This is a genomic window from Nostoc sp. KVJ20 (genome assembly GCF_001712795.1).
GTDB lineage: Bacteria > Cyanobacteriota > Cyanobacteriia > Cyanobacteriales > Nostocaceae > Nostoc.
The window spans coordinates 15,114-28,836 of the sequence record NZ_KV757789.1 but is presented as its reverse complement, the minus strand read 5'-3'; the positions used below and the strand labels follow the sequence as shown (position 1 = coordinate 28,836).

The 13,723-nt window shown below is 43.3% G+C and carries 16 protein-coding genes; 7 read left to right on the top strand and 9 right to left on the bottom strand.

What is annotated here, in order from left to right; translation table 11 throughout:
* Positions 1 to 368: 368 nt before the first annotated feature.
* The 6 genes from A4S05_RS37170 to A4S05_RS44435 form a co-directional block, all read right to left on the bottom strand.
* Positions 369 to 1,637 (bottom strand): MFS transporter, encoded by a 1,269-nt coding sequence (locus tag A4S05_RS37170; protein ID WP_069074758.1) that lies wholly within the window; start codon positions 1,635 to 1,637, stop codon positions 369 to 371.
* Between the two features lie 147 nt (positions 1,638 to 1,784).
* Complete coding sequence (locus A4S05_RS37165) at positions 1,785 to 3,398, bottom strand: FAD-dependent oxidoreductase (protein WP_069074757.1); 1,614 nt, start codon at positions 3,396 to 3,398, stop codon at positions 1,785 to 1,787.
* A gap of 81 nt (positions 3,399 to 3,479) precedes the next feature.
* The gene (locus tag A4S05_RS37160; RefSeq protein ID WP_069074756.1) at positions 3,480 to 4,526 is read right to left on the bottom strand and encodes an ABC transporter substrate-binding protein; all 1,047 of its coding nucleotides are present in this window, start codon (positions 4,524 to 4,526) and stop codon (positions 3,480 to 3,482) included.
* A gap of 46 nt (positions 4,527 to 4,572) precedes the next feature.
* Positions 4,573 to 4,860 (bottom strand): 4Fe-4S dicluster domain-containing protein, encoded by a 288-nt coding sequence (locus tag A4S05_RS37155; protein WP_069074755.1) that lies wholly within the window; start codon positions 4,858 to 4,860, stop codon positions 4,573 to 4,575.
* Positions 4,857 to 4,985: a hypothetical protein gene (locus A4S05_RS44025; protein ID WP_256091394.1), complete on the bottom strand. Its 129-nt coding sequence runs from the start codon at positions 4,983 to 4,985 to the stop codon at positions 4,857 to 4,859. The genes A4S05_RS37155 and A4S05_RS44025 overlap by 4 nt, the downstream gene beginning before the upstream one ends.
* Before the next feature lie 16 nt (positions 4,986 to 5,001).
* On the bottom strand, positions 5,002 to 5,286 hold the full coding sequence (locus tag A4S05_RS44435; protein WP_069074754.1) for a hypothetical protein: 285 nt from the start codon (positions 5,284 to 5,286) through the stop codon (positions 5,002 to 5,004).
* A gap of 398 nt (positions 5,287 to 5,684) precedes the next feature.
* Here A4S05_RS44435 and A4S05_RS37145 point away from each other — a divergent pair, with 398 nt between their 5' ends.
* The 3 genes from A4S05_RS37145 to A4S05_RS37135 all read left to right on the top strand — a co-directional run bounded on the left by A4S05_RS37145 (position 5,685) and on the right by A4S05_RS37135 (position 7,765).
* Entirely contained in the window at positions 5,685 to 6,485 is an 801-nt protein-coding gene (locus A4S05_RS37145) for a class I SAM-dependent methyltransferase (RefSeq protein ID WP_069074753.1), read from the top strand.
* A gap of 57 nt (positions 6,486 to 6,542) precedes the next feature.
* Complete coding sequence (locus tag A4S05_RS37140; protein WP_069074752.1) at positions 6,543 to 7,232, top strand: SDR family NAD(P)-dependent oxidoreductase; 690 nt, start codon at positions 6,543 to 6,545, stop codon at positions 7,230 to 7,232.
* A 251-nt stretch (positions 7,233 to 7,483) separates the two neighbouring features.
* Complete coding sequence (locus A4S05_RS37135; RefSeq protein ID WP_069074751.1) at positions 7,484 to 7,765, top strand: DUF433 domain-containing protein; 282 nt, start codon at positions 7,484 to 7,486, stop codon at positions 7,763 to 7,765.
* Positions 7,766 to 7,795: 30 nt separating this feature from the next.
* On the opposite strand, the gene A4S05_RS42810 is transcribed toward A4S05_RS37135, so the two are convergent.
* The 3 genes from A4S05_RS42810 to A4S05_RS37125 all read right to left on the bottom strand — a co-directional run bounded on the left by A4S05_RS42810 (position 7,796) and on the right by A4S05_RS37125 (position 9,072).
* The gene (locus A4S05_RS42810; RefSeq protein ID WP_218108017.1) at positions 7,796 to 8,032 is read right to left on the bottom strand and encodes a hypothetical protein; all 237 of its coding nucleotides are present in this window, start codon (positions 8,030 to 8,032) and stop codon (positions 7,796 to 7,798) included.
* Between the two features lie 12 nt (positions 8,033 to 8,044).
* Positions 8,045 to 8,401: a hypothetical protein gene (locus A4S05_RS42805; protein ID WP_218108016.1), complete on the bottom strand. Its 357-nt coding sequence runs from the start codon at positions 8,399 to 8,401 to the stop codon at positions 8,045 to 8,047.
* A gap of 215 nt (positions 8,402 to 8,616) precedes the next feature.
* On the bottom strand, positions 8,617 to 9,072 hold the full coding sequence (locus A4S05_RS37125) for a hypothetical protein (protein ID WP_069074750.1): 456 nt from the start codon (positions 9,070 to 9,072) through the stop codon (positions 8,617 to 8,619).
* Positions 9,073 to 9,283: 211 nt separating this feature from the next.
* Here A4S05_RS37125 and A4S05_RS37120 point away from each other — a divergent pair, with 211 nt between their 5' ends.
* The 4 genes from A4S05_RS37120 to A4S05_RS37105 all read left to right on the top strand — a co-directional run bounded on the left by A4S05_RS37120 (position 9,284) and on the right by A4S05_RS37105 (position 13,712).
* On the top strand, positions 9,284 to 9,937 hold the full coding sequence (locus A4S05_RS37120) for a class I SAM-dependent methyltransferase family protein (RefSeq protein ID WP_069074749.1): 654 nt from the start codon (positions 9,284 to 9,286) through the stop codon (positions 9,935 to 9,937).
* Positions 9,938 to 9,940: 3 nt separating this feature from the next.
* Positions 9,941 to 11,164: a glutathione S-transferase family protein gene (locus A4S05_RS37115; protein WP_069074748.1), complete on the top strand. Its 1,224-nt coding sequence runs from the start codon at positions 9,941 to 9,943 to the stop codon at positions 11,162 to 11,164.
* Between the two features lie 82 nt (positions 11,165 to 11,246).
* Complete coding sequence (locus A4S05_RS37110; RefSeq protein ID WP_069074747.1) at positions 11,247 to 11,939, top strand: class I SAM-dependent methyltransferase; 693 nt, start codon at positions 11,247 to 11,249, stop codon at positions 11,937 to 11,939.
* 123 nt (positions 11,940 to 12,062) lie between these two features.
* Positions 12,063 to 13,712: an FAD-dependent oxidoreductase gene (locus A4S05_RS37105; RefSeq protein WP_069074746.1), complete on the top strand. Its 1,650-nt coding sequence runs from the start codon at positions 12,063 to 12,065 to the stop codon at positions 13,710 to 13,712.
* Positions 13,713 to 13,723 lie beyond the last annotated feature (11 nt).

Genomic DNA, 13,723 nt, shown 5'->3' with positions numbered 1-13,723 from the left:
TGGGTGTTGTTCACCCGCCAGCCAGGGATTGTAAATCCCTGACTAATTGCTCAAGTCTACTGAAGTAGACTGAAAATTTTTGCGCTATGAAGTCCTCTTCAGAGGACTTTAGCTATGAGACAGGGATTTACAATCCCTGGCGGACGTGCGGTTTCGCGTTAAGTTGACACCAATGAGCAGTGCTTTACCCCTACGAAAAATCTATATGTATCAAGATTTTCGTGAAATGGTATAAGCTGATGCGCGTCTAAACTATATAAACACTTTTGATGTCGTTAACTGCTGACTGATGACTGTTGAGGGGTTTTCAGTCATCAGTCATCAGGTAAATGTACAATATTATTTGCGTAACAGCTTATCTCCTGAAGTTAATTACTTGCCACTTGCTTCGTATCCAAGTGAATTAACTTCGTCATTTGGGGCAATTGTTGCATGAATAGCACCGAACCCAGAATACAAACGACACCACCCAAAATCAGTGTATTCGGAGCCTTCAAATAATGTGCCAGAGTTCCTGCTACTAAGTTACCAAAAGGAGCCATACCCATAAAGCACATAGCGTAAAAGCTCATCACCCTGCCACGTTTGCTATCTTCCACAATAAATTGCAGCACTGTGTTACTAGCAGCTACCTGAAGCGTAGAACTCCAGCCAACCAAAACCAAAGCTAACTGAGAAATCCAAAAGACTTGAGAGACAGAGAAAAAGATGAAGCCAATCCCCATGATGGCTGGACAGAAGGCTATGAGTTTTTCTAAACCTACTACGTTTTGGCGAAAGCTGAGGTAGACACAGGCAAACACTGATCCCATCGCTGCTGCGGCCGTTAGAAAGCCCAATGTTTCTGCTCCTCCCTGTAGAACTTCAACTGCAAAGATGGGTAGAAGTGTCGTATATGACATACCTACTAAACTAGCTACTGCCAGTAATAGCAAAATGGAACGCACAGGTAAGAATTGGTAGGCATATTGAAACCCTTCTTTTAACTTCTGCCAAGTATTACTTGTCTGTATTTCTACTATTCTGGGTGTAATCACCATTGCTGAGATTGCCCAGATAGCAACAAGGTAACTGAGACTATCGTAGAGAAAGCAGAATGCTGCGCCAAACTGAGCGATAAAAATGCCACCCAACGCAGGGCCAATTAGACGCGCACCATTGAGGAAGGCTGCATTTAGTGCGATCGCATTTCCCATCAGTTCACGGCTAACCATATCACTGACAAATGCTTGACGTACAGGTACATCTAAACCCTTCAGAAAACCTAACAATGCACTCAGAGTCAGCAATGTCCAAAAATTTGCCCAACCCAAAAATGTGATGACTGTCAGAATTACAGACATAGAAATGCCTATAACTTGAAATAGCAGCAACAGGCGATGTCGGTCATAGCGATCGGCTAAAATTCCTGAAATTGGAGCAAGTACAAATACTGGCAATTGTCCAAAAAATCCTGCAAACCCCAACAGTAAAGCTGAATCAGTCAATCGGTAAATCAGCCAGAGAATCGCTACTTGTGTCATGAAGTTGCCTGTCATAGACAAGGCTTGTCCAGTAAAGTAAAGGCGATAATTACGCGATCGCAAAGCAGGTAGTTCAAGATTCAACTTGAATCCAAATTTCTGTAATAATTTCATCAACTAAGTACAAAATCTCACAAGTTCATCACGAATAAACACTCTGCGCTTCCCTCAGCCTACCTCTGCGTTTAAAAAAGCACAGAAAAGAGGAAGAAACGAGGCAACAACCTTATTCCTTCCCACTTCAAAGGTTTTAATTGAAAATCACACAGTTACTAATTCCCGCGTAGCAACTACTGATTCAGGTTTGACCCAAATCTTATCTAACCCACCACTCAGTAGGCGATATTGCTGGTTAGGATCTTGTTGCGGGTAATCCTCGCGTTTGTGCATACCTCTGGTTTCCTGACGTTGCAAACCACTGTTGTACATCCAACGGGCTGTAGCAACCATCGCCGCCGCTTCGCGCGATCGCACAATTTGGCTATCATCTAGTGTTTGGCTATTACGGATTTCTCGCCAGAGGTCATCCAGTCTATCCAGCGATGCACTTAAACCTGTTGCAGTGCGGAAGAGGTTGCGATCATAGGGGAAAACTTCAGCTTGAGTTGTGGCGATCGCTTCATCAGGAGAGAATCTATTATTACCTTCACCATGCAATCCCGCTTCGCCAACTCCCTGCACACTGCGTTGGGTTGCTTGCTCTCCCAAACTTAGTGCATAGCTAGCAGCAGATTGTCCAGACCAATAGCCAGAAGACATTGCCCAGGCTGCATTGTGGCTACCGCCGCCGGTAAAGCCACCACAGATTAACTCTCTAGTAGCCGCATCTCCCGCTGCATAGAGTCCATTAACTGAGGTAGCACAAGTTTGGTCTGCGATCCGAATCCCACCAGTACCGCGTACAGTGCCTTCCAAGCGTAGAGTTATCGGGAATCGTTGAGTAAAGGGGTCAATCCCAGCGCGATCGAAAACGATAAAGAAGTTAGGCTGAGAGGCTCTCATCCAGGCTTTTGTCTCTTCATCCATATTTTGATCCAGACGCGCATAAACGGGCTGATTTAGCAATGTTTTAGCAATCACCGAGCGACCGCGCTTAGAACCTGCACCTTCAATTACCGTGCCATCCTCATAAGTAAAAGATGCCCAATCGTAATAACGAGTCTTGGTGACAGAGGAGAAACTAGGGGAAATTGCGTATGCGTTGGAAAATTCCATACCAGAGAAATCTGCACCAGCCTCGGCTGCCATCAATAAACCATCCCCTGTCAGGACATTACAACCGAGAGCCTTACTCAAGAAAGCACAGCCACCTGTAGCAATCACAACTGCTCCGGCTCGAACTGTCCAACGTTCCCCAGATTGGCGATTGATACCCTTAGCCCCGGCTACAGTGCCTTCTGTATCCACAAGCAACTCTAAAGCCGGACTGTGGTCTAAAATTTTCACCCCTGCTTGCTTAATCTTTTTCCGCATGAAACGCATATAATCCGGCCCTTGTAAAGAGCGACGGATAACTTGTCCATTAGCATCAACGCTAAAAGGATAACCCTGATCTGCGAGGGAGTTAATGTTGTCATAGGTGCGATCTAATACCCTAGTCATCCAGTGGCGGTCTGCCAGAAAGCCTCCCATTGCTTCCCGGCTGGCCATTGCCGCTTCCCGTTGCTCTGGGTCTGGTGGAACATACCATACACCATTTCCGGCAGATGCGGCTGCACCACTTGTACCGCAGTAACCCTTGTCTACTAAAACAACTTTTGCCCCATTATTTGCTGCACTCCAAGCAGCCCAAGTTCCAGACGGGCCACCGCCGATAATTAATACATCGGTGACTAAATCTAGGTTAGAAGCATCTTGATGGATATGACTATTCATGAAATTTACTCCTGATAGAATTAAGAAAAGGGGAAGGGCGGAGCTTCCCCAAGAATGCGAGAGTAACTCTTGTGAAAACTTTTAGGGATTGGGGATTTGCCAATCTTTGATATCAAAATCTGACTTCAACAATTTCTGGTCAACGAGAAACTGCTTTGTTGAATTTAGGAGTTTCAATCCTTCCGGTGTAAAAGGTTCAGTAGGATAAAGGTCTAGTGGATAGGATTCTTTAGCGATCGCCAACGGCACATTCCCACTTGCCACAGCCGCAAACTGATAAAATTCCTCTGGATTAGCTTTGATCTCCTGCAATGCTTGTCGTCTAATCTGGTTCCACTTTTGCGGTAGTTCTGGGTGTCGAGAGAGGAGATTTTCCGTAACGACACTTACCCCTGTGCCAACTAATCCCTGATGATCTTTTGCTTGATCAATTGCTGAAAATCCTTGAGAAACTAACGTTGGCCCAGCCCCCATAGCAAATGGATAAGCTGAAATATCTCCTCGTTCTAATGCAGGTTTAGCATCAGCCGAAGGAATCTGTACTACCTTCACATCCTTAGTCAGTCCCTCTTTTTCGAGCAAACCCATCAGATATCGATGCGGATAAGTACCTTTAGCAACTCCTACCTTTGTACCTTTGAGTTGTGATACTAAACGAGGGCCGTTTTTCTTGGTAACTAACCAGGCATTCTGACCAACCCTTGTCTGATTAATCAATTTAGTTGGCAGACCTACTGCTCTACCAACTATAGCTGGGGTATCTCCATACAAACCCATATCTAATTGACCACTAACTAAGGCTTCATTAAGTGCAGGGCCTCCTACAAAGGGAATAAATTTCACTTCCGTCACACCCAGGCTTTTAAGCGCAGGAGTCAACGTCCCCTTTTGCAAGGCCCAACCCTCTGGCCCGATTGGCAACTTGCTTTCCGAACTGATGAAACCAACTCGCAAAACCAGGGTTTTTACCTCTGCCGAATTTGCTCCAGTATTTGATGAAGCTACTGCTGAGTTATTGGACTGGCTTTGTTGAAAAGTACAACTGGTAAGACTCGATAAAAGCGCAACAGTTGCAACTGAAGCTAAAAGTCGATGCAGAACACTGCACTCAATTGCTTGGGAACTCATAGATAAAGACTAGGGACTAAGAACTTTCTCAATTACGAATTACGAATTACGAATTAATTTGCTGTTTTCCCCAGCCGATGTTTTTCCGATAACTGCCAAGTAACCCAGATGCTACCAAAGTCTCTTCATCCACAGTAACTGATTCATCAGCGTTAGGATCAACATACAGTGCATCTACGGGGCAGTAGAGTTCGCACATATAACAAGTTTGACAATCGCTCTGGCGGGCAATTTTGGGCGCATGTCCCGGTACTGCATCAAAAACATTGGTAGGACAGGCAGTGACGCAAAGATTACACTTAATGCAGCGAGATTCACTTACTAATTCAATCATCGTGCTACTAACTCCCTATTCACTACTTCCTGGTCAGGCTTTGCCCAAACTGTATCCAATGCACCTCTAATTAACCAATATTGCTGGTTAGGGTTTTGCTGGGAATAATCCTGGTGCTTGTGCATTCCACGAGGTTCTTTCCTAGCTTGTGCTTAAGTATACATTCAACGTGCCGCCTCCTAGAGCTTCCCGACTAGCCATAGCTGTTTCCCGTTGGTCGGGGTTTGCTACATACCACACACTGGTTCCACCTGATGCAGTTGCTCCACTAGAGCCACAATAGCCTTTGTCTACCAAAACAACCCGGACTCCACCAGCAGCCCAAGCACCAGCCGGGTCTTCTTCAATAACCAAGACATCGGCTTCTAACTTTAAATCAGAGCCATTGTTAGATGATTGCTCAGACGCTAATTGATTTGCGCTCACTAGCTCTCACTCCTTCATTCATAGACAGCAATATTTATTAAAACCACAGGTGTGACTAGCCAAATTCATTTGTGCATAATTCTTGGAAAACCTGAAAGACTTGATTTTTAATGTAATACAGACGTTTTTAGATAAAATACTAATCATTGACCGATTTAACGGTGATTAATTTAGCAGTATTACACGGCAATAAATAAAATTCAAGCCCTTAGCGACTAAAATATATGCTTACCTAAATTTATTAATTACAAACATTTAGCTATTCTAAATATCTAGAAATGTAATATTTATGACATTAATTCAATATTATTACGTACTTAAGCTCAACTAACTTTGCGTCCCTCTGCGTTTAAATTTAAACCTTCAGTCTTTTCAGTCTTCCACACCTATCTAAAAATATGAAAAAATCCAACTACTATGACTATATTGCACAAATCTATGACCAAACACGCTGGCTAACAGAATCAGTCGCAGAGGAAGTCGCCGACTTTATTCTTAAGCGTACTTGTGCAACACCTGAGACTTCTTTTTTAGAACCAGGCGTTGGCACAGGGTTGAATGTTATTCCTCTTGTCAAACGCGGTTATTCTGTAACAGGAATTGATGCTTCTCAAGAAATGCTTGATCAGTTCCGTCAAAAATTAAATGTCACTCCTTCTAATCTGAACCTGATTCACGGTGATGCTTCGCAATTACCTTTTCCAGACAACAGTTTTGATGTTGTATTGACTGTCCACATGATCCATACTGTCTCTGATTGGAGAGTATTTTTAGACAACATTGATCGAGTACTAAAGCCTAGAGGCTTTTATCTCAATTGTCAGTGGATTACCCCACCAGCTAGAAGAGAATTTGAAGGCTATTTTCGAGACATATTGTCTAAGTATAAAGGAGCCAAGCAAGAATCCCAAAGTATTGATACAGTAATACACAAGATAGATGTAGAAGGATATTTACAGCCAAAAGGTTATGTCTCAAATTATTTAGTAGCTAGAGAATGGACAGTTAGCAATACGGTTGAGGAACTACTAAGTTTTTTCAAAGCACGAGCCTACGGTTTATGTTGGCGAGTATCAGATGAAATATTTCATCAGGTAATTAATGAATTTGAAGAATTTTGTATCAGACATTATGGCTCTTTGAAAATTACTCTTTCCTCTGATGCTAAGTTTGAAATATGGATTTACAGAGCAGTTTGATATTATATGAAATTTGTATAATCTAACAAGACCTGGAAATTAGAAGGAACATCGCAGATGGCAAACATTGCATTGATTGTCGGGGCTGGTAGTGGACTCAGTGCATCACTAGCCCGTTTGTTTACAAAAGAAGGTTTCAGCGTTGCCTTAGCAGCGCGGCAAATTGATAAGCTGAGTGAATTATCTGATGAAATTGGAGCCGTTAATTTTGCTGCTGATGCTTCTAAACCCGATCAAGTTGAACAACTGTTCAAGGATGTGGAACAAAAACTAGGAGTGCCAACGGTAGTTGTGTATAATCCTAGCTGGCGTGTTCGGGGTTCGCTAGTTGAACTTGACCCAGCAGACGTTGCCAAAACATTAGAAATTACTGCGTATGGCGGCTTTTTAGTAGCACAAGCGGCGGCAAAACGTCAGTTAGCTGTGGGTGGAGGAGCTATCTTTTTTACAGGTGCTTCCGCCAGTGTTAAGGGTTATCCTCAGTCTGCACCGTTTGCAATGGGTAAATTTGCTTTACGGGGTTTGGCTCAAAGCATTGCCCGTGAATTGGCTCCTCAGAATATCCACGTAGCGCATTTTGTGATTGATGGAGCAATTCGTTCTGCTACCCGGATAGAACCAGATAATCAACCAGATAGTTTACTTGATCCAGATGCCATAGCCCAAACTTATCTGAGCATTCTCCGCCAACCTCGCAATGCTTGGACTTGGGAAGTGGAATTGCGTCCCTGGGTAGAAAAATTTTGATTTTCACTCTGCTCTAGATATACATAGCCAAGTAATCATTGTAGATTTCTGTATTAGTCATAACTGTGAGTTCTATTTGTTTCTGTTCTTCATTTGTGACTGAAATCCCGGATCAAGGATTAAAGGCACTCTTCTCAATCATCGCCTTGCGGCTTTCCTGCAAACTTCAACAAATCCACAGCTTTACTTCTCAACAGAATCGGTACAATTAATGTCTGGTGTCTGGGGAAATTCTTAAGATATTTACAGCTATGGTTCAAGCAACAGAACATCTTTATATCGTCAAAGACGAGCATATTCTAGGTGGTGAGCCAATTATCAAGGGAACTCGTACATCTGTTAGGGTGATCGTTGAAACTTGGCGGATGGGTGTATCTCCTGAAGAAATTCCCCAAGGTTTACCTCATTTAACCCTAGCACAAGTGTTTGATGCATTGAGTTATTACAGCGATCATCAAGATGAAATTAATGCTTATATTGAACGTAACCGAATCCCTGATGAATTGATTGATCCCTTGGTGCGAGATTTATGAGTAACTTGTTCATTCGCTAATTCACAGCGACTATATCCAGTCTTCATCCATTTGTTCTGTAGCCAACACCTCTATCAATGGCTTCAGATCAAGATACATTGTGCGATATGGATTAATAGGTGGTAAAAGCTCAGTAGGATCAGCAAACTCAAATCCTAACTTAACGTAGAAGCCAGACGCATCATAACTTGGCTCAACATCTGCATCGTAGAGCGCATCTACTGTAATGAATCTTACCCCAACAACAGGCACTACTTCTGTAATCACATAATCAATTGCCTATTCTACCAACCGCACTCCAAGACCTTTTGTACGCCGATCAACCGCGAGTAACCCAATCTTGATAGCCGGAAAAGTACGATATTTCACGCTTTCATGCGCTAAGAGCGCATCCTCTACCTGTAACTTATCCGCCAGAAGCGTAATGTAGCCAGCTAGAGCATCTTCTACCCTTACCATCCAACATTGACACAGATAGGAATCTACTTCCCGTTGGATTCGCCCCTGTTTCCAATAAGTGACAAATTCTCCCCTGACACAGCGAAACCCCTGACCAAGTTGCCGTAGTTCAGGAGTTAGTAGCTCAATATCGAGTTTAGAAAAGTCAACTCCATCAAATTTACCGGAATTAGCCATTTTTCAGAGCTTTGCGGCGACGGCGAGTGGCAAGACGTTTGGCCAGGGCAAGCATCTGAGCGGTTAACTACAGCCCCGCCAGAGTCAATTGCTTCCAGCAGTTTCTTAGCGGCAATACCTGAAACAGGCTTAGATTCTGTTTGGAGAGGATATTTCATGGTATAGTATATAGTCTTTGCACATAATTATAGCAAGTGAGAAGGCTAGATCAGCCCTTAAACAGCTGTAAGTCTTGATTGGAGAAGTTTCTGGAAAGCGAGAAGTCCGCCTTGAGTATCCCAATGTTCCTTAAACGTGGACAAATCCTCTAGCTTCATAGCATTACCGCCCCGGTAATCAAGGACTGCTGGATAATCAAATATGGCATCTGCCTTGGCTGCTACAGGTGGGTTACTGCAATCAATCGCCCATAGCACCTCAACAATGCGATAGATATTGTAATCACCTTGCCAGTCTTCACGTTCAGATTGGTGATCTAAAACTTTGACCAGATGCGTAACATACCCGTGTTGCCGAAGCAAGATTAAATCATTTCTTTCAGGTCGATTGGCATTGGCTTCATCATCTTTCCAAGCTAACTTGAATAGTTCAGAAACTTTGAATTCAGAGTAAGCATACCCACCATCAGCAGGTTTTACATTTTTAGTCCACTTGAGAGGCTGTAAATTCATTTTTTCTTTCACCAGGTTCGTCCTTATTTTATGGCTATTTATTATACAAAATACTATGTATAAATACTTTGATAAGGATGATTGTACGGAATAAGACTTGATTTTATATAAATGTTTGTGATACTCTGCCTTCAGCTATAAACTACAGTTACTCGATAAGTTATTCGTAGTTTGAGATTACACAGTGTGCATCAAATGGGAATCGCCCTCTATGCCGAAAGATTGGTACGAATGGCACGATCTCTACAACACTGAGCCAAAATTGCAGCAGCGTCTAGAAATCGTGCAGGAATATATTGCTTATAGCTTGAATGCCTTGCCAGATGGCGCTATCCGGGTAGTAAGTGTTTGCGCGGGTGATGGGCGAGATTTACTAGGAACTTTAAAAAATCACCCTCGTGCAAAAGATGTATATGCAAGACTTGTAGAACTCAACCCCCAGTTAGTTGAACGGGGACGAGCAACTATAGAATCATTGGGTTTGACAAAGCAAATTGAGATTATCAATGGTGATGCAACTCTTGCCACTAACTATGTAGGAGCAGTACCAGCAGATATTGTGATTGTGTGTGGTGTCTTTGGCAATCTTCAGGAAACTGAACTCAATCGCTTACTAGATAACCTGAGTTTTCTGAGTAAACCGGGTGCTTTTGTCATTTGGACTCGTGGACACTCCAACGGTATTACCTACTCTGACAATGTGCGGAAAATTTTGATTGCATCTGGATTTGAGGAAGTAAATTTCAAACTCACGGCTACAGGAGACATGGGTGTAGGTATTCATCGTTACCTGGGTGAAAACTTACCTCAACCCAAAGAGCAACAGTTATTTGTGTTTTCCGGCGTTCCTAGTAAAGCGAGGTAAAAAATGTCTATTCAAAACACAGTATCGAGTTGGGAAGAAGTTTTAGAAACTGCTAGAAAAAATACCTCTGCGCGTCGGGTAAAGAGGACAGGACAATCTCCTTCTACTGCACCAATACCCAGCAGTTTACATAAACTTCCCCCAAACACAGAACCACCAGTCCTGCTTTATCGAGATACTAATTCTTGGTGTCCTTTCTGTGAGAGAGTTTGGTTTGCTCTAGAAGAAAAGGAAATTCCCTTTGCAACGGAGTTTATTGATTTAACTAATAAACCCAAATGGTACACTGACCTAGTTCCCACAACCCTTGTGCCAGCAGCAAAAATTGAGGGAGAGTTAGTATACGAATCTAAAGATATTCTCTTAGCTTTAGAAGAAAGGTTTCCACATCCTGCATTATTGCCTGAGAATCCAGAGGAAAACGTTGTTGCTAGGCAGTTAGTTGAGGAGGCTGAGACTAACGGTTTTAGAGAGATTGCGTACAAATTCTTGAGAGAAGCACCTGTAGATGCTGATGAGTTGGCAAACTTACAAGCAGCATTTGAGGCTAAATTAGATGAACTTGAGCAAGCTTTGGCTAAATATCCTGGCCCTTACTTTGTAAGTACGTTTAGCTTAGTTGACATTCTATATAGCCCCCATCTAGATAGATTAGCGGCTAATTTACCTGTATATCGAGGATATCACCTCAAAGGAAATTCTCGCTTTCCTCGCATTAATGCTTGGTTTGATGCACTTAATCAGCGTCCTGCTTATCACAGAGTGAAATCGGATAATATCACCAACAATTTACTGTTGCGTCGCAGATGGGGTGTTGAACCGATCGCCAATCCTTTACCTCTGGATGTGGCAGATAGTGAGAAAATTCAATATCGAGCCGAAGCAGCTGAGAGATTGAGCGATAATCGGGAAGTTGCGATCGCAGATATTATCAAAAATTCTGGAGTCCAAGCAATAGCAGCAGACGGTGACTTTAACACAGTTAAGGACGCTGTTGATTTTCACCTACGACAATTGGCTGATTATCTGATTCATGGCAATGGTGCAACTTTACCGGGTGGAAGGACTGGTGGTAAAAATAGCAGCATTGATCCTATCTTCGCTGCTGTGGGTGCTATTACTTTCGCATATTTGAGAAATCGCATCTGCGCCCCCCGTGATATGAGTGCTGGTGCAGCAACGGCGTTTCGGGCTGCGATCGATAAATTGTTGACTTCTGTTTATTAATTTTGGGGGTTGAAAGAACGAACCACAGAGGCGCAGAGGACACAGAGTTAGAGAATGAAGAAAAGATTTTCAGAGATATAGCATGACAACTGATGTGATTCAACAACAAATTGAGTACTATCGTGCCAGAGCTAACGAATATGATCAGTGGTTTTATCGAACTGGTCGTTATGATCGTGGTGAAGAACTCAATCAACGCTGGTTTGATGAAGTAGCAATCGTTAAAACTGCCTTGCACCAAATTGAGCCAGTCGAACACATTTTAGAACTCGCTTGTGGTACAGGAATCTGGACGCAAGAACTTTTACAAAAGGGGCAGAAAATTACAGCGATTGATGCTGTTTCTGAAGTCATCGAGATTAATCAACGAAAACTTCAATCCCCCAAAGTTAATTATCAGCAATGGGATTTATTTACTTGGGAACCCCATCAGCAATACGATTTAGTATTTTTTTCTTTCTGGCTGTCTCATGTTCCCCCTATAGAACTTAATTCGTTTTTCCAGAAAGTTTCTCGCTCTGTTCGCCCTGGAGGACAAATATTTATGATTGATTCTCGCTTTGAACCAACCTCTACTGCGAAAGATCATATTCTTAAAAATGATGAAAATCTTTATAAGAAGCGTAAATTAAATGATGGTCAAGAATTTCAAATTGTTAAGATTTTCTATCGACCAGATGAATTGAATAATGAATTAGTTAAGGCTAAATTTCAAGCCGAAGTGAAGCTGACAGATAACTATTTTATTTATGCTTCTGGTCAAAAAATTACCTAACTTTTAATGGGATATTGAAAAAATAAACATGAAAACTAATACCAAAATCAGTTGAAGCTGCGGAGGCTGGGGGAGAAAGATATTAAAACCAAATTGTGAACTACTAAAAAGGAGGACAGGGAATTGCTAACAGTCCATAGTGAAAATGAACTACAATTATCTGCTGATGTACTGGTAATTGGTGGTGGCCCTGCCGCAGCATGGGCAGCGTGGGCAGCCGCATCCCAAGGTGTCAAAGTCATCATTGTTGATAAAGGTTTTCTGGGTACGAGTGGTGCGGCGGCGGCTAGTGGTAACGGCATCATGGCCCCTTCTCCAGAGAATTGGGAAAAAGTTTTATCGGAGCGTTATCGCATAGGAAAAAACCTCGCTAACTCACGTTGGATCGAGCGTGTTATCAAAAAAACTTGGCTGAGTTTGCCCCTAGTGGAAAGTTGGGGCTATCGTTTCCCTAAAGAAGATGGGGAATCTGTGCGTCAGAGTTATTATGGCCCTGAATATATGCGGGTACTCCGCAAAAACCTTTTGCGTGTTGGTGTGCAGATTCTTGACCAAAGTCCGGCTCTAGAGCTTTTATTGGCTGACGACGGCTCAGTAGCGGGAGCAAGAGGTGTGCAGAGGCAACATCATCGTACCTATACCGTTCGCGCTGGTGCAGTAGTCTTAGCGAATGGCGGTTGTGCATTCTTGAGTAAAGCATTAGGTTGCAATACAAATACAGGTGATGGATTATTGATGGCAGTGGAAGCTGGTGGGGAACTTTCTAGTATGGAAGCTTCTAATCACTATGCGATTTCGACGACTTTCAATGCGACTGTAACCAGGGGTGTTCCCTTTGGTTGGGCTAGTTATAGCGATGAAGCAGGCAATGATCTGGGTGGCTATATCAATGGTCGTCGCGATCCATCGTTCCTCCCTAAAGCCCTCTTGAAAGGCCCCGTTTATGCTCGTTTGGATCGAGCCACACCGGAAGTTAAAGCAGTGATTGAAAAGTCTCATTTCATCGCTTTTCTACCCTATACCAAAGCTGGTATTGACCCCTATACAGAACGAGTGCCTGTGACACTTGTTTTGGAGGGTACAGTTCGTGGTACTGGTGGGATTCGGATTGTGAATGATGATTGCGCTACAAAAGTTCCTGGCCTCTACGCTGCCGGTGATGCTGCATCACGGGAGTTTTTAGCCGGTTTAGCTTCTGGGGGTGGTGGCCCCAATGCTGCCTGGGCAATCTCCACAGGGCAATGGGCAGGAGAAGGTGCGGCGAACTTTGCTAAGAGTCTGGGCGCTCATGCAAATGAACGGGTTGCGCGTCCTGCTGGTCAAGTGGGATTGGGATCATCGCCCTCACACACTTCTGAAACATTCGATAGTGAAGCGATCGTGCGCGGTGTACAAGCCGAGATGTTCCCGTTGGAGAAGAATTATTTGCGTTCTGAACAGGGACTTTTGGATTCTCTCGCTAAATTAGAGAAACTATGGGAGCAAGTACAAGGGAACCCGAAACAAGATAGTGTGCGCGATGTGGAATTTTCTCGTCGAGCCGCTGCTTTGACGGCTGTAGCACGATGGGCATATTTTAGCGCGTTACATCGCACGGAAACGCGCAGCGAACATATTCGTGTGGACTATCCCGAAACCGATCCAAATCAGCGTTATTATCAAGCAACAGGTGGCTTAGATAAGCTTTGGGTGAGGCGTGATTGGATTACGGATGCTCCTGCTACACCACCAGTACAAACCACTCAAACCACACCTACTGTATCAAAGTTGTAGCAGGAGCATAT